This is a genomic window from Agrococcus sp. ARC_14, from assembly GCF_022436485.1.
GTDB lineage: Bacteria > Actinomycetota > Actinomycetes > Actinomycetales > Microbacteriaceae > Agrococcus.
Genome location: NZ_JAKUDO010000001.1, coordinates 1,831,547 through 1,850,775, shown reverse-complemented (window position 1 = coordinate 1,850,775; position 19,229 = coordinate 1,831,547). Strand labels below are relative to the sequence as shown.

General features: G+C 72.0%; 20 protein-coding genes. 1 reads left to right on the top strand and 19 read right to left on the bottom strand.

Annotated elements, in window-relative coordinates; all coding sequences use genetic code 11:
- Nucleotides 1-10: 10 nt before the first annotated feature.
- From gmk to MKD51_RS09070, 9 genes are read right to left on the bottom strand one after another with little or no spacing between them, the layout of a single operon-like run.
- The gene (gmk, locus tag MKD51_RS09110; protein ID WP_240239993.1) at nt 11-922 is read right to left on the bottom strand and encodes a guanylate kinase; all 912 of its coding nucleotides are present in this window, start codon (nt 920-922) and stop codon (nt 11-13) included.
- Entirely contained in the window at nt 919-1,746 is an 828-nt protein-coding gene (gene pyrF, locus MKD51_RS09105) for an orotidine-5'-phosphate decarboxylase (RefSeq protein WP_240239992.1), read from the bottom strand. The genes gmk and pyrF overlap by 4 nt, the downstream gene beginning before the upstream one ends.
- Nucleotides 1,743-5,030 (bottom strand): carbamoyl-phosphate synthase large subunit, encoded by a 3,288-nt coding sequence (gene carB / locus MKD51_RS09100; RefSeq protein WP_240239991.1) that lies wholly within the window; start codon nt 5,028-5,030, stop codon nt 1,743-1,745. Before carB ends, pyrF begins: the two co-directional genes overlap by 4 nt.
- Complete coding sequence (carA, locus tag MKD51_RS09095; RefSeq protein ID WP_240239990.1) at nt 5,030-6,169, bottom strand: glutamine-hydrolyzing carbamoyl-phosphate synthase small subunit; 1,140 nt, start codon at nt 6,167-6,169, stop codon at nt 5,030-5,032. The genes carB and carA overlap by 1 nt, the downstream gene beginning before the upstream one ends.
- Nucleotides 6,166-6,687, bottom strand: a complete 522-nt coding sequence (locus tag MKD51_RS09090) for a hypothetical protein (protein WP_240239989.1) — start codon at nt 6,685-6,687, stop codon at nt 6,166-6,168. The genes carA and MKD51_RS09090 overlap by 4 nt, the downstream gene beginning before the upstream one ends.
- Nucleotides 6,684-8,045, bottom strand: coding sequence for a dihydroorotase (locus MKD51_RS09085; RefSeq protein WP_240239988.1), 1,362 nt, complete (start codon nt 8,043-8,045; stop codon nt 6,684-6,686). The genes MKD51_RS09090 and MKD51_RS09085 overlap by 4 nt, the downstream gene beginning before the upstream one ends.
- Entirely contained in the window at nt 8,042-8,992 is a 951-nt protein-coding gene (locus MKD51_RS09080) for an aspartate carbamoyltransferase catalytic subunit (protein WP_240239987.1), read from the bottom strand. Before MKD51_RS09080 ends, MKD51_RS09085 begins: the two co-directional genes overlap by 4 nt.
- Nucleotides 8,989-9,615, bottom strand: coding sequence for a bifunctional pyr operon transcriptional regulator/uracil phosphoribosyltransferase PyrR (pyrR, locus tag MKD51_RS09075; RefSeq protein ID WP_240239986.1), 627 nt, complete (start codon nt 9,613-9,615; stop codon nt 8,989-8,991). The genes MKD51_RS09080 and pyrR overlap by 4 nt, the downstream gene beginning before the upstream one ends.
- 56 nt (nt 9,616-9,671) lie before the next feature.
- Nucleotides 9,672-10,922: an FAD-dependent oxidoreductase gene (locus tag MKD51_RS09070; RefSeq protein WP_240239985.1), complete on the bottom strand. Its 1,251-nt coding sequence runs from the start codon at nt 10,920-10,922 to the stop codon at nt 9,672-9,674.
- Nucleotides 10,923-10,960: 38 nt separating this feature from the next.
- Here MKD51_RS09070 and MKD51_RS09065 point away from each other — a divergent pair, with 38 nt between their 5' ends.
- Nucleotides 10,961-11,536 carry a TetR family transcriptional regulator gene (locus MKD51_RS09065; RefSeq protein WP_240239984.1) on the top strand — a complete coding sequence of 192 codons (576 nt, stop codon included), beginning with the start codon at nt 10,961-10,963 and terminating at the stop codon, nt 11,534-11,536.
- Between the two features lie 28 nt (nt 11,537-11,564).
- Here MKD51_RS09065 and nusB read toward each other — a convergent pair whose 3' ends face one another.
- The 10 genes from nusB to ruvX all read right to left on the bottom strand — a co-directional run bounded on the left by nusB (nt 11,565) and on the right by ruvX (nt 19,224).
- Entirely contained in the window at nt 11,565-11,981 is a 417-nt protein-coding gene (nusB, locus tag MKD51_RS09060) for a transcription antitermination factor NusB (protein ID WP_240239983.1), read from the bottom strand.
- Nucleotides 11,982-11,985: 4 nt separating this feature from the next.
- A complete protein-coding gene (gene efp / locus MKD51_RS09055) occupies nt 11,986-12,546 on the bottom strand; it encodes an elongation factor P (RefSeq protein WP_240239982.1) in 561 nt (186 codons plus the stop codon).
- A 70-nt stretch (nt 12,547-12,616) separates the two neighbouring features.
- Nucleotides 12,617-13,051 (bottom strand): type II 3-dehydroquinate dehydratase, encoded by a 435-nt coding sequence (aroQ, locus tag MKD51_RS09050; protein WP_240239981.1) that lies wholly within the window; start codon nt 13,049-13,051, stop codon nt 12,617-12,619.
- A gap of 162 nt (nt 13,052-13,213) precedes the next feature.
- Entirely contained in the window at nt 13,214-13,570 is a 357-nt protein-coding gene (locus MKD51_RS09045; protein WP_240239980.1) for a VOC family protein, read from the bottom strand.
- 343 nt (nt 13,571-13,913) lie between these two features.
- The gene (gene aroB, locus MKD51_RS09040; RefSeq protein WP_240239979.1) at nt 13,914-14,975 is read right to left on the bottom strand and encodes a 3-dehydroquinate synthase; all 1,062 of its coding nucleotides are present in this window, start codon (nt 14,973-14,975) and stop codon (nt 13,914-13,916) included.
- Nucleotides 14,976-15,024: 49 nt separating this feature from the next.
- Nucleotides 15,025-15,567: a shikimate kinase gene (locus MKD51_RS09035; protein WP_240239978.1), complete on the bottom strand. Its 543-nt coding sequence runs from the start codon at nt 15,565-15,567 to the stop codon at nt 15,025-15,027.
- A gap of 37 nt (nt 15,568-15,604) precedes the next feature.
- Nucleotides 15,605-16,801, bottom strand: coding sequence for a chorismate synthase (gene aroC / locus MKD51_RS09030; RefSeq protein ID WP_240239977.1), 1,197 nt, complete (start codon nt 16,799-16,801; stop codon nt 15,605-15,607).
- A 2-nt stretch (nt 16,802-16,803) separates the two neighbouring features.
- Nucleotides 16,804-17,649, bottom strand: coding sequence for a shikimate dehydrogenase (locus MKD51_RS09025; RefSeq protein WP_240240905.1), 846 nt, complete (start codon nt 17,647-17,649; stop codon nt 16,804-16,806).
- Between the two features lie 10 nt (nt 17,650-17,659).
- Complete coding sequence (mltG, locus tag MKD51_RS09020; RefSeq protein WP_240239976.1) at nt 17,660-18,745, bottom strand: endolytic transglycosylase MltG; 1,086 nt, start codon at nt 18,743-18,745, stop codon at nt 17,660-17,662.
- A gap of 2 nt (nt 18,746-18,747) precedes the next feature.
- Nucleotides 18,748-19,224 (bottom strand): Holliday junction resolvase RuvX, encoded by a 477-nt coding sequence (gene ruvX, locus MKD51_RS09015; RefSeq protein WP_240239975.1) that lies wholly within the window; start codon nt 19,222-19,224, stop codon nt 18,748-18,750.
- Nucleotides 19,225-19,229: the final 5 nt, after the last annotated feature.

Below are 19,229 nucleotides of genomic sequence, written 5' to 3'. Positions count from 1 at the left end.
CGGGCGCTGTTCAGTGCGTGGTGTCGGCCTCCGCCGACAGGATGTGCTCGACGACCTCGCGTGCCGCCTCCGCGACGTCGGTGTTCACGACCGTGGCGTCGAACTCCGGCTGGCTCGCGAGCTCGACCCGCGCGGTCTCGAGCCGGCGGGTGCGCTCATCCTCGGTCTCGGTGCCGCGGCCGACCAGCCTGCGCACCAGCTCCTCCCACGACGGCGGCGCGAGGAACAGCAGCACCGCATCCGGGAACGACTCCCGCACCTGCCGCGCGCCCTGCAGATCGATCTCGAGCAATACAGAGGAGCCACCGTCGAGCGCCGCCTGCACGCTCGAGCGCGGCGTGCCGTAGCGCGACTGGTTGTGCACCTTCGCCCACTCGAGGAACTCCCCCTCGTCGACCATCCGGTCGAAGTCGGCGTCGGAGACGAACGCGTAGTGCACGCCGTCGATCTCCCCAGGCCGCGGCCCGCGCGTCGTGGCGCTCACCGACTGGCGGATCTGCGGGAAGTGCTCGCGCACATACTGGGCCACCGTGCCCTTGCCGACGGCGGTAGGGCCAGCAAGGACGATGAGCCGGGGGCGACGTGAGGGATCCACGGCGTCCAGCCAACCGCGAACGCGCTCGCGCTGCAAACCGCCGAGCCCGCCGAGGCGCTTGGCGTGCGCGATGCCGAGACTCGCCATGAGCGCCTCGACCCGCTTCGGGCCCATCCCGCGCAGGCTCGCGAGGTACTCGGCGACGCGCAGCCGCGCCTCCGCACCGTTCGGCTCCTGCCAGGCGCGCTCGGCGACATCGCGGGGACCGCGCTGGCCGGCGGCGAGCGCGCGCTTCACCGCGGCGCGAGCACGGCGCGCCTCGATCGCGGCGCGCCCTGCCGCGCTCGGGTCGGGCACCGGATGCTGGTCGGCGACGCTCGCCGTCATCGGCGGGCGATCAGCTCGGCGGCGGCGGCCTCGATCCCGGCGACCAGACGCGTCGGCCCGGATTCGAGGATGCTGCGGGACGTGCTGGCGAGCACGAGCGCGTCAGCCGGGAACAGCGAGGCGCGATCGGCCAGCCGCGCGCCCTGCGTGCCGAAACCGGGTGCCAGCACAGGCACGCCGGGCATGGGTTCGAGCCCCGCGGCAGCCCGGTCGACGGTCGCACCGATGACGAGCCCGTGGCCGGCACCGGTCGCCGCGTTGCGCGCCGCCACCTCGTCGGCCACGGCGCGTGCGACCGTGCGGCCGTCTTCCAGCCTGGCGCGCTGCAGCAGCGTGGCCTCTGGATTGGAGGTCGCGGCGAGCACGAACGCGGCCTTCCCGCCGCGCTCGGCGGTGGCGAAGATGACGTCGAGCGCGCCCACACCGAGGTAGGGGCTGACGGTGACGGCATCGGCCTCGAGCGGGGAGCCCTCGGCCAGCCAGGCATGCGCGTAGCCCTGGTTGGTCGTGCCGATGTCGCCGCGCTTGGCGTCCGCGAGCACGAGCAGCCCCGCTGCGCGCGCGTCGGCGAGCACCCGCTCGAGCGCGACCATGCCGGCAGCGCCGAAGGCCTCGAACAGCGCCACCTGCGGCTTGACCACGGCGACGCGCCCGGCGGCCGCCTCGACCACCGTGCGACCGAAGCGCTCGGCACCCGAGGCATCCGCCCCGAATCCCGCTGACGCATCGCCCCAGCGCTCGAGCAGCCCGTGGTGCGGGTCGATGCCCACGCAGAGCTCGCCGTGCTCGGCGACGGATGCGATCAGACGGGCCAGGAAGGTCACGCCGACCTCCGCGCGTGGTACTCCTGCAGGCTCGTGACCTCGAAGGGCTCGCGGGAGGCCTCGACCGCTGCCACGGCGGCGCCGAGCTGCGACACCGTCGTGAAGAGCGCCTTGTCGGCGGCGACCGCCGCGGCGCGGATCTCGTAGCCGTCCGCGCGGGCGATGCCGCCGGTGGGCGTGTTGATGATGATGTCGATCTCGCCAGCGTCGATGAGGTCGACGATGCTCGGCTCATCCCCCGCCTCGGAGTGCTTGCGCACCGTATCCACGCGGATGCCGTTGCGCGCGAGCACCTCCGCGGTGCCCTGCGTGGCCACGATGCGGAAGCCCAGCTGCTGCAGGCGGTGCACCGGCAGCACGGCCTGGCGCTTGTCGCGATCCGAGAGCGAGACGAACACGGTGCCGCTGGTCGGCAGGCCACCGTAGGCCGCGGCCTGGCTCTTGGCGAACGCGGTCGGGAAGTCGCGGTCGATGCCCATCACCTCGCCGGTCGAGCGCATCTCCGGGCCCAGCAGGCTGTCGACCATGCGGCCGTCGGCGGTGCGGAAGCGTCGGAACGGCAGCACCGCCTCCTTCACCGCGATCGGGGTGTCGATCGGGAGGATCGTGCCGTCCTGCTCGGGCAGCAGCCCCTCGGCGCGCAGCTCTGCGATCGTCGCACCTGCCAGCACACGCGCATTGGCCTTGGCGATCGGGGTGCCGAGCGCCTTGGCGACGAAGGGCACGGTGCGGCTCGCGCGCGGGTTCGCCTCGATGACGTGCAGCACGCCCGTCGCGTAGGCGAACTGCACGTTGATGGGGCCGCGCACGTCGAGCCCCTGCGCGATGCGGAGCGTCGCGTCGCGGATCTCGAACAGCTGCGCGCGGCCGAGACCGACGGGCGGCAGCGTGCAGGAGGAGTCGCCGGAGTGGATGCCGGCCTCCTCGATGTGCTCGAGGATGCCGGCGACGAAGAGCTCCTGGCCGTCGTAGATGCCGTCGACGTCGATCTCGACGGCGTCATCGAGGAAGTGGTCGACGAGCAGCGGACGATCCGGCCCGACGATGCCGTGCGAGGCGATGCGATCGAAGTAGCCGTGCAGGCTCGCCGTGTCGTACACGATCTCCATGCCGCGGCCGCCGAGCACGTACGAGGGGCGCACGAGCACGGGGTAGCCGATGCGCTCGGCGATCTCGACCGCCTGGTCCTCGGTGGTGGCGGTGCCGTTGCGCGGCGCGACGAGGCCCGCCTCGTCGAGGATGCGCTGGAACAGCCCGCGCTCCTCGGCTGCGTCGATCGCGTCGGGCGTCGTGCCCAGGATCGGCACGCCGGCAGCCTGCAGTCCGCGGGCGAGGCCGAGCGGCGTCTGGCCGCCCAGCTGCACGATCACGCCGACGAGCTCGCCCGAGGCCGACTCCGCGTGCACGATCTCGAGCACGTCCTCGAGCGTGAGCGGCTCGAAGTAGAGCCGGTCGCTCGTGTCGTAGTCGGTCGAGACGGTCTCGGGGTTGCAGTTGACCATGATCGTCTCGAAGCCGGCGTCGGCGAGCGCGAAGGACGCGTGCACGCACGAGTAGTCGAACTCGATGCCCTGGCCGATGCGGTTGGGTCCGGAGCCCAGGATGATGATCTTGCGCCGGTCGCTCGGCTGCACCTCGGTCTCGAGGTCGTAGCTCGAGTAGTGGTACGGCGTCTCCGCCGGGAACTCGCCTGCGCAGGTGTCGACCGTCTTGTAGACCGGTCGCAGCCCCTTGGCCCAGCGCGACTCGCGCACCTCGGCCTCGGCGATGCCGCGCAGCTGCGCGATCTGGGCGTCCGAGAAGCCGTGCTCCTTGGCCAGCAGCAGATGCTCGGCGTCGAGGTCGCCGGTGCCGTCCCCGAACGCGCGGATCTCGTCGGCAACCTCGTTGATGAGCACCATCTGGTCGAGGAACCACGGGTCGATCCCGGTCGCCACATGCGCCTGCTCGACGGTCGCACCGGCGCGCAACGCCTGTTGCAGCGTGACGATGCGGCCGTCGGTGGGGATGCTCGCGGTCGCCAGCAGCGCGGCGGCGTCGCCGGGCTCTCCCTCCCAGTGGAAGGAGGAGCCCTTCTTCTCGAGCGAGCGGAGCGCCTTCTGCAGCGCCTGCGTGTAGGTGCGGCCGATGGCCATCGCCTCGCCGACCGACTTCATGGTCGTCGTGAGCGTCGCATCCGCCGCCGGGAACTTCTCGAAGTTGAAGCGCGGCACCTTCACCACGACGTAGTCGAGCGCGGGCTCGAAGGATGCCGGGGTCACCTTGGTGATGTCGTTGGGGATCTCATCGAGGCGGTAGCCGAGCGCGAGCTTCGCGGCGATCTTGGCGATCGGGAAGCCGGTGGCCTTGGACGCCAGCGCCGAGGAGCGCGAGACGCGCGGGTTCATCTCGATGACGATGATGCGGCCCGTGGTGGGCTCGACGGCGAACTGGATGTTGCAGCCGCCCGTGTCGACGCCCACGTCGCGGATGACGCGGATGGCGATGTCGCGCATCCGCTGGTACTCCTTGTCGGTGAGCGTGAGCGCTGGGGCGACCGTGATGGAGTCGCCCGTGTGCACGCCGACCGCGTCGACGTTCTCGATCGAGCAGATCACGACCGTGTTGTCGGCCGTGTCGCGCATGAGCTCGAGCTCGTACTCCTTCCAGCCGAGGATCGACTGCTCGAGGAGCACCTCGCCGATGGTGGACGAGTGGATGCCGTCGCCGACGAAGCGGCGCAGCTCCTTCTCGTCGTGCGCGAAGCCGGAGCCCAGGCCGCCCATCGTGAAGGACGGGCGCACGACCACCGGGTAGCCGTAGTCCTCGACGAACGCGAGTGCGTCGTCCATGTTCCTGGCGATGACGCTGGAGGCGACGTCGGCGCCCGCGTCGAGCACGAGCTGCTTGAAGATCTGGCGATCCTCCCCGCGCTGGATCGCCTCGACCTTCGCGCCGATGAGCTCGACGCCGTGGCGGGCGAGGATGCCCTGCTCGTGCAGCGCGATCGCGGCGTTGAGCGCCGTCTGGCCGCCCAGCGTCGGCAGGATCGCGTCGGGCCGCTCCTTGATGATGATCGTCTCGAGCACCTCTGGCGTGATCGGCTCGATGTAGGTCGCGTCGGCGAAGTCGGGGTCGGTCATGATCGTCGCCGGGTTCGAGTTCACGAGGATGACGCGGATGCCCTCCTCGCGCAGCACGCGGCAGGCCTGCGTGCCGGAGTAGTCGAACTCAGCGGCTTGGCCGATCACGATCGGCCCGGAGCCGATCACGAGGACGGAGTGGATGTCGTCGCGCTTGGGCATCAGGCCTTGGCCCCCTTCTGCGCCAGCACCAGCTGGCGGAACTGATCGAACAGGTGGCGGGCGTCGTTCGGGCCCGCAGCAGACTCCGGGTGGTACTGCACGCTGAACGCGGGGATGTCGAGCGCGCGCAGGCCCTCGACGACCCGGTCGTTGAGCGAGAAGTGGCTCACCTCGACGCGGCCGAAGCCTGCGGGGCTCGTGAGCTCCTCGCCGATCGCGGCGTCGACGGCGAAGCCGTGGTTCTGGCTGGTGATCTCGACGCGGCCGGTGGCGACGTCGAGCACCGGCTGGTTGATGCCGCGGTGGCCGAATGGCAGCTTGTAGGTCCCGAAGCCGAGCGCCCTGCCCAGCAGCTGATTGCCGAAGCAGATGCCGAAGAACGGCAGCTCGGCACGCAGCAGGCCCTGCAGCAGCGTGACCTGCGAGTCGGAGGCTGCGGGGTCGCCCGGCCCGTTGGAGTAGAAGGCGGCGACCGGCTGGTGCGCGAGCACCTGCTCGAGCGTGGAGTCCTGCGGCAGCACCACCAGGTCGAAGCCCCGCTCGCGCAGGTAGGTGAGCGTCGAGCTCTTCACGCCCAGGTCGAGCACCGCGAGCGTGCCGATCGAGTCGGTGAGCGCCTCGAGGCGGTAGGACTCCCGCGTGCTCACGGTCTCCGCGAGGCTGCGGCCCGCCATCTGCGGGCTCTCTCGCACCTCGGCGAGCATCGCCTCGTCGGTGGTGAGCGCGTCGCCCGAGAACACGCCGGCGCGCATCGCGCCCACATCGCGCAGCCGCCGGGTGATGGCACGCGTGTCGACGCCGGCGATGCCGACGACGCCGTCCCCGACGAGCTGGTCGTCGAGCGTGCGCTGCGAGCGCCAGTTGGAGGTCACGCGACTGGCGGCGCGCACGACGTAGCCCGAGGCCCACATGCGGGCCGACTCGTCGTCCTCGTCGGTCACGCCGGTGTTGCCGATGTGCGGCGACGTCTGGACGACGATCTGGCCCGCGTAGCTGGGGTCGGTCAGCGTCTCCTGGTAGCCGGTCATGCCGGTCGCGAAGACGGCCTCGCCGAGCGCTCGGCCGGTAGCGCCGTAGGCCGTGCCGCGGTAGATCGTGCCGTCCTCGAGGACGAGGGCAGCGGTTGCGGATGCGTTCATCGGGTCGTTCCTTCCCCTGCGGGAGTGGTCGTGGTGCGGTGCACGAGGCTGCTGAGCGCCTCGAACGCGGGGGCGTCATCGCCGATGACGCGGAGATAGGTGTCGACGTCGGCGCCGAGCTCATGCGCGATCACGATGATCCCGCCGGGCTCGACGACGCGGTCGATGGTCCAGGTGGCGCGCTCGACAGCGCGGATGCGCGCGGCCGGGATGCGCAGCTCGCGCCGATCGGCGAGCAGCTGCACACCGTCGGCGTCGATCGCGAGCTGCGTGCGGCCTCGGAAGCCCAGGCCGTGCGCGAAGATGCGGTCGTAGGGGTCGCCGGCGCGCGTCGTCGCGACGTAGAGCGCGTCGACGACCAGCACGGGGCCAGCAGCAGCCGCGGCGCCCTCGAGCCAGCCGAGCGGCTCGAGGATGTCGCGCTGGCGTCGTCGGCGCCCGCGGATCCCCAGCCAGACGAGCAGCGCCACCAGCACCACGAACGCCGCGCACAGCAGCGCGAAGGTCTCCTTCGTCATCGCGCAGCCTCCTCGAGCACGAGCTCGCCCTCGGCGACGGTGCGTCGTCCGCCGTGCCACACGTGCAGCACGCGGCCGGGCAGCTCGACGCCCAGGAACGGCGAGTTGGTCGAACGGCCCTTGAGGCTCGCGACCTCGACCGTGCTGCGGGCAGCGGGGTCGACGAGCACGACATGCGCAGGCGAGCCGATCTCGAGCGGCGCGTCGTAGCCGGGCTCCCGGCCGATGGCCGCGGGCGCCGTCGACATGACGCGCGCGACGCCGGCCCAGTCGAGCAGCCCGGTCTCGACCATCGCCTGCTGCACCACGCCCAGCGCGGTCTCCAGCCCGACCATGCCGAAGGCCGCATCCGCGAACGCCGTCTGCTTCGACTCGGGCGTGTGCGGGGCGTGATCGGTCGCCACGATGTCGATCGTGCCGTCGGCCAGCGCCTCGCGCAGCGCCTGCACGTCGCGGTCCGCGCGCAGCGGCGGGTTGACCTTGTAGCGGCCGTCGTAGCTGCGCACGAGCTCCTCGGTGAGCAGCAGGTGGTGCGGCGTCACCTCTGCCGTGATGGCGATGCCGCGCTCCTTGGCCGAGCGCACGACCTCGACGGTCTCGACGGTCGACACGTGGCAGACGTGCAGGCGGGCGCCGGCGGACTGGGCGAGCATCGCGTCGCGCGCGACGATCGAGGCCTCGGCGGCCGAGGGCCAGCCGGTGAGGCCGAGCTCTGCGGCGAGCGGGCTCTCGTGCATGACCGAGCCGCGGGTGAGCGCAGGATCCTGCGCGTGCTGCGCGATGACGGCATCGAGCGAGGCCGCGTGCTCGAGCGCGCGGCGCATGAGCTCGGCGTCGGCGACGCACTTCCCGTCGTCGCTGAAGACGGTGACGCGGGCGGCGCTGCCTGCCAGCATCCCCATGTCGGCCAGCCGCTCCCCCGCGAGGCCGACGGAGACCGCGCCGATCGGGCGCACGGTCGCGAGGCCCGCCTCGACGCCCAGCCGGTGCACCTGCTCGACGACGGCCTGCGTGTCGGCGACCGGAGTGGTGTTGGCCATGGCGAACACGCAGGTGTAGCCACCCGCAGCCGCCGCGCGCACGCCGCTCGCGATCGTCTCTGCCTGCTCCCCGCCCGGCTGGCGCAGGTGCGCGTGGAGGTCGACGAGCCCCGGCAGGGCGACGAGGCCGGATGCGTCGATGACGGTCGCGGCGTCGCGGTCGATGGTCTCGGGGTCGACGAGCAGCCCACCGTCGATCGCGATGTCACGCGGTGCGCCGCCCAGGATCGAGGCGCCGGTCAGGATCGTGACTCCGCGCTGCGGCGGAGCGCTCTGGGGCGAGCGGCTCTGCGGTGATCGGCTCTGCGGCGTGGTCATCGGGTGCCTCCCTGGTCGGATGCGAGCAGCGCGTAGAGCACGGCCATGCGCACCGAGACGCCGGCCGTGACCTGCTCCAGCACGGTCGAGGCGTCGCCATCGGCGGCACGGCTCGAGAGCTCGAGGCCGCGGTTCATGGGGCCCGGATGCATGATGCGGGTGTCGGGGATGCGCGCGAGCCGCTCGTCGGTGAGCGACCAGCCGGTGATGTACTCCGCGACGCTGGGCGCGACCTTGCCTGCCTGGCGCTCGAGCTGCACGCGCAGCAGCATGAGCGCGTCGGGCTGCTCGGCGAGCACGCGATCGAGGCTCGTCTCAGCACGGACGCCGAGCCGCGAGCCGTCGGCGGCGGCCAGCGGGAGGAGCGACGGCGGGCCGACGAGCGTCACCTCGGCGCCGAGGGCGGGCAGCAGCAGCGCGTTCGAGCGAGCGACGCGGGAGTGGGCGATGTCGCCGACGATCGCGACGCGCACGCCGTCGAGGCCCTTGCCGCGTGCCGCCTCGCCGTGGATGCGGCGGCGCAGCGCGAACGCGTCGAGCAGCGCCTGCGTGGGGTGCTCGTGCGTGCCGTCGCCGGCGTTGACGACCGGGAGGCCGATCCACTCGGCGAGCAGCGCGGGAGCCCCCGAGGCGCCGGAGCGCACGACGACGCCGTCGACGCCCATCGCGGCGATCGTCAGCCCCGTGTCGCGCAGCGACTCGCCCTTGGAGGCGCTCGAGCCCTTCCCGGAGACGTTGATGACGTCGGCGGAGAGCCACTTGCCGGCGATCTCGAAGGAGGAACGGGTGCGGGTGGAGTCCTCGAAGAACAGGTTGACCACGGTGCGGCCGCGGAGCGCCGGCAGCTTCTTCACCTCGCGGTCCTGGATCTGGTGCATGTCCTCGGCCAGATCGAGCAGCTCGATGGCCTCGTCGCGCGACATCGCGGCGGTGAGCAGGTGCTTCATGCTGCACCACCGTCGGTGGTGGGCTCTGCCGGCTCGATGGTCACGGCATCCTGCCCGTCGGTCTCCGAGAGCAGGATCGAGACGTGCTCGGTGCGCGCGCTCGGCAGGTTCTTGCCCACCGAGTCGGCGCGGATCGGCAGCTCGCGGTGGCCGCGGTCGACGAGCACCGCGAGGCGCACGGCGCGCGGGCGCCCGAGATCGGAGAGCGCGTCGAGCGCGGCGCGGATCGTGCGGCCGGAGAAGAGCACGTCATCGACCAGCACCACCACGCGGTCGTCGATGCCGTCAGCGGGGATGCGGGTGGGGTGCGAGGCGCGCGTGGGCCGGGCTCGCAGGTCATCCCTGTGCATCGTGATGTCGAGCGCACCGGTACGGACGCTGAAGTCCTCGCCGGTGATGTCGCTCAGGCGAGCCGCCAGCCGTTCTGCCAGATGCACGCCGCGGGTGGGGATGCCGAGAAGGACGAGATCGTCCGATCCCTGGTTCGCCTCGAGGATCTCGTGAGCGATGCGCGTGAGCGCCCTGGCGATCTCGTCCGGGCCGAGCACAGTGCGTGCCTGCCCGGGGATCGACTGACCGGCGGTGGATCGATCGTCGTTCGAATGCGCAGTGCGCTGAGTCATGCGACTCCCTTCTCCGCCTCACAGGACGGGCTTCAAGGTTGTCTGATCGCTCCACTCTACCGCCTCGGTGCCCTCGTCCGGGATGCGGCCGCAGGGTGATCGATGTGTTCGGGGCGCAGTCCGAGGCCGATGAAGCGACCCATCACGTGCCGCACGACGGGCAGATGCTGCACGATGCGCAGCGGCACGGGCACGGGAACCCGCTCGCCGGGCTCGGCGAGTCGCACGAGCACGGTCTCGAGCCGCCGCTGGAATGCCTGGGTGATGCGGGCGGGCGGCTCGCGCCGCTGCTGGATGCGGTGCAGCAGCGCCTCGGTGGGGCGCGCGTGCGCGAGCTGCGGGGCGAGCGCATTGGCGGCGGCCACGGCGTCCTGGATCGCGAGGTTGATGCCGACGCCGCCGGCTGGCGACATCGCGTGGGCGGCGTCGCCGATGGCCAGCAGCCCGTCGCGGTGCCAGCGCTCGAGATGCTCGATGCGCACGGAGAGCAGCCGGATGTCATCCAGGCGCAGTGGCGCCATTCGGTCATGGAACGCGGGCGCGAGCGCAGCGACCCGGCGCCGCAGCGCCTCCAGTGAAGCAGCGCTGCCGTCCCATGCGCCCTTGCGCACGATGTGCGCGCACTGGAAGAAGTCGCCGCGCGGGATCGACAGCAGCGCGCCATCGCCCGCCTGCATGAAGGGGATCTGCTCCCCCTCGCTCCGCGGCAGCCGGAACCAGAGCACGTCGATCGCGCTCGGCCCGCCCACTGGCCGCATGCCTGCCGCCGAGCGCAGCGCCGAGTCACGGCCGTCGGCCAGCACCGTCAGCTTCGCGCGGATCTCGACGCGCCCGACGGGGCCGTCGGCGACGACGCCGGCGATGCGCGAGCCGTCGCGCAGCAGCGCGGTGCCCGCCGTGCGCATCCGCAGCTCGTAGCCCGCGTGCTCGCGCCCCGCCGCTGCCAGCAGATCGAGGAAGTCCCACTGCGGCATGAAGGCGATGGCACGGCGCCGCGTGGGCAGTCGGGTGAAGTCGGCGAGCACGAGGCGGCGGCCGGAGAACGCCATGGTCACCTGTGGGAGGTCCTCGTGCGGCCTGGCGAGGAAGCGCTCGAGCAGCCCGAGCTCGTGCAGCAGCTCCTGCGTCGAGGGATGGATGGTGTCCCCGCGGAAGTCGCGCAGGAAGTCGGCGTGCTGCTCGAGCACCGTCACCCGCACACCGCGCCGGGCGAGCAGCAGGCCGAGCATGAGGCCGGCGGGACCGCCGCCGACGACGACGCAATCGGTGGTGACGACGGAGCTGGTGCCGGTCGGTGTCTCGCTCATGTCGCCCATCGTCCGCTCGCGGGTGCGAGGATGCGAGCGTGGTCGATTCCGGGCGTGGGCGACGCGGGCGACCGCCGGGTGGCGGCGATGCGCGCGAACGCCTGTTGACGGCCGCGCAGCGGCACCTGGAGGCCGGGGATCTGCGCGAGAGGTCGTCCCGGTCGCTCGCCACCGAGGCCGGCGTCAGCCACTCGTTGGTCAATTTCCACTTCGGCGGTCGCGACGGCCTGCTGGCCGCTGCGGCCGCCGTGCGCATCGCACCGCACGACGTGATCGCCGCGAGCACCCGCGATGATGGCACGCTCGACCTCGCCAGGCTCGCGACCGCGATCGTCGCCCTCTGGGAGCATCCGGAGCACGGCGAGACCCTGCGGCAGCTCGCCGTCGACGTCGCCTCCGGCGCGCCCCGCTCGAGCGCCTTCCACGACTACCTGCAGCACGCCGTCGTCGAGCGGCTGCAGGATGCGCTGGGCGCCGAGCGCGGGCGGGCGGTCGCGACCGCCGTCGTCGGCACGCTCTTCGCCCGCTACGTCATCCGGCTGCCGGCCTTCGCCGACCCGTCACCGCAGCAGGCGGTGCGGCATCTGCTCGTCGCCTTCGGCGAGCGGCGCTGAGCGCCGCAGGCCGATCGGCCGAAGCCGCTCAGCCCCGCTGCGCCGCGATCTTGCCGAGCACGCCGTTGATGAACGCACCGGAGCGGTCTGTCGAGAGCTCGTTGGCCAGGTGCACGGCCTCCGACACCACGACGCTCACGGGCGCGGTCTCGTGCTCGAGCTCCCACGTGCCGACTCGCAGGATCGCGAGGTCGGTGCGCGGCATGCGCTCGATCGGCCAGTGCTCGCTCGAGGAGGCGATCAGCTCGTCGAGCGCCTCGGTCTCGTCGGCGACGCCGGCCACGATCTCGCGGGAGAACTCGAACCAGCCGTGCTTCGCCCATCCGAGCCGGTCTGCAGTGTCGCGCAGAACGGTCGTGGGCGCCTCGTCGCGGGCATCGGCCGAATACAGCACCTCGACAGCGTGCTTGCGGGCCTTGCGGCGCGAGGGGTAGGTCTCGTCCACCACGTCAGTTGACGCGGCCCAGGTAGCTGCCGTCGCGCGTGTCGACCTTGACGCGCGTGCCCTGCTCGACGAACAGCGGCACCTGGATCTCGGCGCCGGTCTCGACGGTGGCGGACTTCGTGCCAGCGCTCGATCGGTCGCCCTGCAGGCCGGGCTCGGTGTACGTGATCTCGAGCACGACGGACGCCGGCAGCTCGACCTGGAGCGCCTCCCCCTCGTGCATGGAGATGGTCGCGGTGCCGTTCTCGAGCAGGAACCTGGCGCCATCGCCGACCGTCTCTGCAGGCACCGGCAGCTGCTCGTACGTGTCGTTGTCCATGAACACGAAGTCGGTGCCGTCGTTGTAGAGGAACTGGTAGTCACGGCGATCGACGGTCGCGAACTCGATCTTGGTGCCGGCGTTGAAGGTCTTGTCGACGAGCTTCTGGCTGCGCGCGTTGCGCAGCTTGGTCCGCACGAACGCGCCGCCCTTGCCGGGCTTGACGTGCTGGAACTCGACGACGGTCCAGAGCTGGCCGTCGAGGTTGAGCACCGCGCCGTTCTTGATGTCGTTCGTGGTTGCCATGTGGCGATTCCGTTCCGTGGGAGCTTTCGGGGGCCGCGGACTGTGACCAGTCCTGTGCCGACAGGAGAGTCTAGCGGGCGACGATCGCCGCAGCGGCGAGCGCATAGCCGCGCAGGCCGAAGCCCGCGATCACGCCAGTGGCGACGCCGGAGATGACAGAGGTGTGGCGGAAGGTCTCGCGCGCGTGCGGGTTGGAGATGTGCACCTCGATGAGCGGCGCGACGCCCTGCAGCTGCGCGCAGGCGTCGCGCAGCGCGTAGGAGTAGTGCGTGAAGGCTGCCGGGTTGAGGATCACCGGCGTCTGCGCGTCGACGGCCTCGTGGATCCAGCCGACCAGCTCGGCTTCGTCGTCGGTCTGGCGCACATCCGCCTCGATCGGCTGCTCTGCCGTGCTGACGGCCTCGACGAGCGGCGCGATGTCGTCGATGGTCGCGCTGCCGTAGACGTCGGGCTCGCGGCTGCCGAGCCTGCCGAGGTTGGGGCCGTTGAGGACGAGGATGCGCATGCGGCCAGTCTGCCGCATCGGCGTGGTCCAGTCAGGACGAGGCCGCTCGATCGGGCGGAGCCGACGACCGACGAGCACTGCGGGTTCCATCGCCGCTGTGCCCGATCGAACGTCGGGGTCGGACGGCCGGCCCGGCCGGCACCGCCGTGCGGCGCCCCGACGCTACATCGTGCCTTCGAAGAGCCCCACCTGGTTGCCGTCGGGATCGGCGAAGAGCGCCCACCAGCTCGTCGGCGTGATCTCGGTCTTCCCGGTCACCACCGTTGCGCCCTGCGCCGTCGCCTTGGCGAGCACGTCGTCGATCGAGTCGACCTCGACCATGCTGCGGGGCTGGGTGAAGCCCTCCTCGCGCGCAGTCAGGGCGCCGCCCGAGACGCCGTTGGGCGCCTGGAACATGGGGTAGCCCTCGAAGCCCTCCATCTCGGCGATCTGCCAGCCGAAGAGGTCGGAGTAGAAGGCCGTGGCCTTCGCGAGGTCGTTGACAGGAATCTCGATGTGCGTGATGTCGCCATGTGCCATGCCTCGGATTCTGCTCCCCGCACAACCGACACGCCAGGCCGCGGTCGCCCATCCGAGCGGCCCGCGCAGCTCAGCCACTCTGTCGCGCCCCGCAACTCCGGGACCCCACAACCGAATGGCGCCTCCCAGCATCCAGTGGCGCCTCCCAGCATCCAGTGGCGCCTCCCAGCGCCGAATGGCGCCTTCAGCTGACCCAGCACGTCAAGCGCTCAGGAGACGCCACTCGATCGCACAAGGCGCCACTCACTCCCCAAGCACGTCGCTCGATCGCTGGAGGCGCCACTCGATCGCTGGAGGCGCCGCTCGATCGCTGGAGGCGCCACTCGATCACGGGAGGTGGCGATCAGTCGGCGAGCGACTGGTACGCCATGAATAGCAGGCCCTCGTCGGGCCCCTCGAGGATGCGGGGCTTCGCCACATCGTCGAGCACCACGAAGCGCAGCATCGATCCGCGCGTCTTCTTGTCCTTGCGCATCGAGGCCAGCAGCGACTGCCAGCGGCCCACCGGGTAGGTCATCGGCAGCTCGAGCGAGCCGAGGATCTCGCGGTGGCGGTCGACGACGCGCTCCGGCAGCCGACCGGCGAGCCGCGACAGCTCTGCGGCGAAGACCATGCCGATCGACACGGCGGCCCCGTGGCGCCAGCGATACCGCTCGTTGTGCTCGATCGCGTGGCCGAGCGTGTGGCCGTAGTTGAGGAACTCGCGCTCCCCCGCCTCACGGAAGTCGTTCGCGACCACGCGAGCCTTCACATCGATCGATCGGGCGACCACCTCGGCGAACTCGGGCGTCGTCGGGTCTGTGGATGCGTCGCGGTGGTGCTCGAGCAGGTCCAGGATGCGCGGGTCGGCGATGAAGCCGGCCTTCACGATCTCCGCGAAGCCCGTGAGCAGCTCGTTGCGCGGCAGCGAGTCGACCAGCTCGAGGTCGGCGATGACCGCGGCGGGGTGGTGGAAGGCGCCGACCAGGTTCTTGCCCTGCTCGGTGTTGATGCCCGTCTTGCCGCCGACGGCGGCGTCGACCATCCCGAGCACGCTCGTCGGCACCTGCAACACGCGCACGCCACGCAGCCAGGTGGCAGCGACGAAGCCGGCGAGATCCGTGACGGCGCCGCCCCCGAGGCCCAGCACCGCATCCGTCCTCGTGAAGTCGGCCTGCCCCATGATCTGCCACAGGAACTGCGCGACCTCGATGCGCTTGCCGGCCTCGGCATCCGGCACCTCGGCGAGCAGCACCTCGACGTCGAGCGACTCCTTCAGGTGATCGGCGATGCGCGCCATGGCGGGCTGGTGCACGACCAGCAGGCGCTGCACGCCGCCGAGCGACTCCTGCAGCCGATCCACCAGGATGCCCCTGCCGACGTGGACGTCGTACGGCGCGTCGGTCTCGACGTGGATGGTGGTCATGCGCGTGCTCTCCCTCTGGATGCGGTGGTGCGGTGCTCGGCGACGGGGCTCACAGCCCGTGCTCCCCGAGCCAGGCCGTGAGCTCGTCGACGAGTCGCGACATGGGCGTGCGCGAGCTGTCGACGACGGTGTCGGCGAGCTCGCGGTAGATCGGTTCGCGCTCTGCGGCGATGCGGCGCCAGGATGCGATGCCGTCATCCACGAGGGGGCGTCCGCCGCCGCTGATGCGGCGCCCGGCTGCCACCTCGTCGACCGTGACGAGCACCACGGTGGCCTGCTCGCGCAGCAGCACGCGCGTGCCGTGGTCGAGCACCGCGCCGCCGCCCAGGGCGACGACGGTGCCCGGAGTCAGCGCCTGCTGCACCGCAGCCGCCTCCCAGCGGCGGAAGGCGGGCTCGCCGTGCGTCGCGAAGATCTCGGGGATCGGGCCGTGCTCGAGCACCACGAGCCGGTCGGTGTCGGCGAAGGTGCGGCCCAGTCGGGCAGCGAGCTTGCGCCCGAGCGAGGTCTTGCCCGCCGCCATCGGGCCGATGATCACGACCGGCGGCGTCGCGCTCGCCTCGTCGCCGGGGCGCGGGCCATCAGCGGTCACGAGCCTGCGCTCGTCACCGGGCGGCGAGTGCTCGCCATCAGTGCGCCTCCGGCACCGTGCGCAGCTGCTCGGGGATCGACGCGACGTAGGCGTCGAGGTTCCTGCGGGTCTCGGTCACCGAGTCGCCGCCGAACTTCTCGACCACGGCGTCGGCCAGCACGAGCGCGACCATCGCCTCCGCGACGACGCCGGCGGCCGGCACGGCGCAGACGTCGCTGCGCTGGTGGTGGGCCTGCGTCGCCTCGCCCGTGGTGACGTCGATCGTGCGCAGCGCCCGCGGCACCGTCGCGATCGGCTTCATGCCCGCGCGCACGCGCAGCACGTCGCCCGTCGACATGCCGCCCTCGATGCCACCGGCGCGGCCGGTCTCGCGGTGCACGCCGCCCTCGCCGACGAGCAGCTCGTCGTGCGCGACGCTGCCGCGGCGGCGGGTGGTCTCGAAGCCGTCGCCGACCTCCACGCCCTTGATGGCCTGTATGCCCATGAGCGCCTGCGCGAGGCGGCCATCGAGCCGACGATCCCAGTGCACGTAGGAGCCGAGGCCAGCCGGCAGGCCGTAGGCGAGCACCTCGACGATGCCGCCGAGCGTGTCGCCTGCGCGGCGGGCGTCCTCGACCTCCGCGAGCATCGCGGCGCTCGTCGCCGGGTCGTTGCAGCGCAGCTCGTCGGCGTCCAGGCGGTCGACGTCCTCCGGCAGCGGCAGCGGTGCGCCCTCCGGCACGCGCACGGGGCCGATCGAGAGCGTGTGACTGACCAGCCGCACGCCGAGCTCGCCGAGGAAGGCGCGCGCGACGGCGCCCAGCGCCACCCTTGCTGCGGTCTCTCGGGCGCTCGCCCGCTCGAGCACCGGACGTGCCTCGTCGAAGCCGTGCTTCTGCATGCCCACCAGGTCTGCGTGGCCGGGCCGCGGGCGGGTCAGCTTGGCGGCGCGCGCGCCGGTCAGCTCGCCCTCGAGCGGGGCCGCCGACATGACCTCTGCCCACTTCGGCCACTCGGTGTTGCCGACCCGCAGCGCGACCGGGCCGCCCTGCGACAGCCCATGGCGCACGCCGCCGGAGATCGACAGCGCGTCCTGCTCGAACTTCATACGGGCGCCACGGCCGGCGCCGAGCTTGCGGCGCTGCAGGTCAGCCTGGATCTGCTCGGCGGTGATGGGCACGCCAGCAGGCAGCCCCTCGAGGATCGCGATCAGTTCGGGGCCGTGGGATTCCCCGGCAGTCAGCCAGCGCAGCATGCCTACGATTCTTCCAGACGCAGCCGTGCCTGCTCGACCAGTGCTGCGCGCATGGCGGCCTGCACCCGCTGCTCGTTCGGCAGCACGGCGTCGACGTCGCCGAGCGCGAAGATGCGCACCTGCAGCACCGCCTGCCCCAGCAGCATCTCGCGGCCGTCGATCACGGATGCGGCAGGCAGGCTCGCGAGGTAGCGGGAGCCGCCGGGGCGGGCGTAGTCGGCGTCGAGCAGCCCGGCAGGCGGGGCGGCGAACGCCGGCACCGCGTCGGCAGATGCCGGCAGCGTCGAGACGGCGGCGTCGACGGCCGGCAGCAGCGCGTCGAGCGGCTGCAGCACGACCTGCACGCCGCGCCGCTCCCCCAGCTCGACGAGGCGCGCGCCCTTCGCCGGGGTGCGGAGCCCCACAGTCACCGTCTCGGCGCCCAGCTCGGCCAGCGCCAGCAGCGCGGCCTGCGCCGTCGCCCCGGCGCCCACGATCGCACCGGTCGTGACCGAGCCGAGCCCCGCATCCGCGAACGCCCGGACCGTGCCGCCCACGTCGGTGTTCCAGCCGCGCACGCGCCGACCGAGCAGCAGCGTGTTCACCGCGCCGGTGAGCTCGGCCAGCGCATCGACCTCGGCGGCGAGCGCCATGGCCTCTTCCTTCAGCGGCGCCGTCACCGACAGTCCGAGCCAGCCGCCGTCGAGCACGTCGACGAAGCCGGTCAGCTCTCCGGCGGCGACCTGCCGCCGCTCATACCGCCAGTCGAGCCCGAGCTCGCGTGCCGCAGCGGCGTGCAGCAGCGGCGAGAGCGAGTGGGCGATCGGCGAGCCGACGACGGCCAGCCTGCGCGCGCCCGTCGCCCTCACCTCGAGCAACTCAGCCGCCCCATCCCGGGTTGTCGCGCAGGAACTGCTGGAACTCCTGCACCGCCACCTGGTGCTCGGCGTACGTCTCCGAGAACACGGTCTCGCCGGTCTCCGGGTTGATCGTGACGAAGTAGAGCCACGGTCCGTCGGTGGGTGACAGGACCGCCTGGATCGCCTGGTCGCCCGGTGCGCCGATCGGCCCGACCGGCAGGCCGGTGTGCTGGTAGGTGTTGTAGGGATTGGATGCGTCGGCGCGCTCGTCGGCGGTCGTCGTCACGACGTGCAGGTTGCCCGTGCCGTAGGCGACCGTGGCATCCGACTGCAGCGGCATGTTGATGTCCAGGCGGTTCTGGAACACCTGCGCGACGCGGCCGAAGTCGTCGGCGAAGCGCGCCTCGCGCTGCACGAGTGCGGCGAACGTGAGCACGCGCTGGGCGTCCTCCGGTGCGACTCCGTGCTGCTCGAGCGCCTGGTGCTGGCGGGCGATCATCGTCTCGAGCACGCTCTGCGCGGTCGCGCCGTCGTCGAACGTGTAGGTGGCGGGGAACAGCCAGCCCTCGATCGTGAGCGCACCGTCGGGAACGTCGAACTGGGAGGGATCGCCCGCGAGCTGCAGGAACTCGGCCTGCGGGATCCCCAGGTCGCGCTCCAGCCGCTCGAAGACCTGCGGCAGCGTGTAGCCCTCCGGCACGGTCACGCGCAGCTCGACCTTGTTCGCGGGGTCGAGGATCGCGTCGAGCGCGCCCTGCGCCGACATCTGCTGCTGCACCCGGTAGGCGCCGGGGTGCAGCTGGATCGTGGGGTCGGCGACGAGGATGTCGGTGAACGCCTCGGCGCTTGCGATGACATCCTCCTCGACGAGCGTCGCGGCGACGTCGTAGCCGTTCTCGCCCGATTGCACCTGCACGACGACCTCGCCGGTGCCCGGGCCCGGGTAGTCCTCCGCGGCCGCGAAGCGCTCCTGCAGCTGACCGATGCCCCAGGCTGCGGCGATGCCGAGCCCGATGAGCACGACCAGGGCGATGCCCCAGCCGATCAGCCGTCTGCGACCCCGTCGCTTGCGCTCGGCCTGCACGCGTGCGCGTCGTCCAGCCATGATCAGTCCTCTTCTCGCTGTGCGGCCACGCCGCCGTCCGTGAGCAGCTCGCCGGGCGTGCGCCCGGACGCGCGCTCGCTGTCGAGCGCGTGCTGCAGGATGACGACCGCTGCCGCCTGATCGATCGTGGCGCGCTGCTGGCGCGATGACTTGCCGGATGCGCGCATGCCGGCGGATGCGGTCACGGTCGAGAGCCGCTCGTCCACGAGCCGCACGGGCATCACGGCGGCGAGTTGCGCCGCCATCTCTCGCGCATCCTGTGTGCTCGGCGTGTCTCCTCCGGAGAGCGAGATCGGCAGGCCGACGACGGCTTCGATCGCGCCGAGCTCCTCCGCGATCGCGCGCAGGCGCGCGACCGGCTCGACGCTCGCCCGCTGGATGGTCTCCACCGGGGTCGCGAGCAGCCCGTCCCGGTCGCAGCGGGCGACGCCGACGCGGACCCTGCCCACGTCGACCCCGATTCGCACGCCCGGTCGCATCGAGC

What these genes read in the sequence shown, in the direction of transcription:
- gmk (WP_240239993.1), bottom strand. Translation starts at nt 922, where the DNA reads ATGACGGCGAGCGTCGCCGACCAGCATCCGGTGCCCGACCCGAGCGCG.
- carB (WP_240239991.1), bottom strand. Translation starts at nt 5,030, where the DNA reads ATGCCCAAGCGCGACGACATCCACTCCGTCCTCGTGATCGGCTCCGGG.
- carA (WP_240239990.1), bottom strand. Translation starts at nt 6,169, where the DNA reads ATGAACGCATCCGCAACCGCTGCCCTCGTCCTCGAGGACGGCACGATC.
- MKD51_RS09090 (WP_240239989.1), bottom strand. Translation starts at nt 6,687, where the DNA reads ATGACGAAGGAGACCTTCGCGCTGCTGTGCGCGGCGTTCGTGGTGCTG.
- MKD51_RS09085 (WP_240239988.1), bottom strand. Translation starts at nt 8,045, where the DNA reads ATGACCACGCCGCAGAGCCGATCACCGCAGAGCCGCTCGCCCCAGAGC.
- MKD51_RS09080 (WP_240239987.1), bottom strand. Translation starts at nt 8,992, where the DNA reads ATGAAGCACCTGCTCACCGCCGCGATGTCGCGCGACGAGGCCATCGAG.
- pyrR (WP_240239986.1), bottom strand. Translation starts at nt 9,615, where the DNA reads ATGACTCAGCGCACTGCGCATTCGAACGACGATCGATCCACCGCCGGT.
- MKD51_RS09070 (WP_240239985.1), bottom strand. Translation starts at nt 10,922, where the DNA reads ATGAGCGAGACACCGACCGGCACCAGCTCCGTCGTCACCACCGATTGC.
- efp (WP_240239982.1), bottom strand. Translation starts at nt 12,546, where the DNA reads ATGGCAACCACGAACGACATCAAGAACGGCGCGGTGCTCAACCTCGAC.
- aroQ (WP_240239981.1), bottom strand. Translation starts at nt 13,051, where the DNA reads ATGCGCATCCTCGTCCTCAACGGCCCCAACCTCGGCAGGCTCGGCAGC.
- MKD51_RS09045 (WP_240239980.1), bottom strand. Translation starts at nt 13,570, where the DNA reads ATGGCACATGGCGACATCACGCACATCGAGATTCCTGTCAACGACCTC.
- aroB (WP_240239979.1), bottom strand. Translation starts at nt 14,975, where the DNA reads ATGACCACCATCCACGTCGAGACCGACGCGCCGTACGACGTCCACGTC.
- aroC (WP_240239977.1), bottom strand. Translation starts at nt 16,801, where the DNA reads ATGCTGCGCTGGCTGACTGCCGGGGAATCCCACGGCCCCGAACTGATC.
- mltG (WP_240239976.1), bottom strand. Translation starts at nt 18,745, where the DNA reads ATGGCTGGACGACGCGCACGCGTGCAGGCCGAGCGCAAGCGACGGGGT.
- ruvX (WP_240239975.1), bottom strand. Translation starts at nt 19,224, where the DNA reads ATGCGACCGGGCGTGCGAATCGGGGTCGACGTGGGCAGGGTCCGCGTC.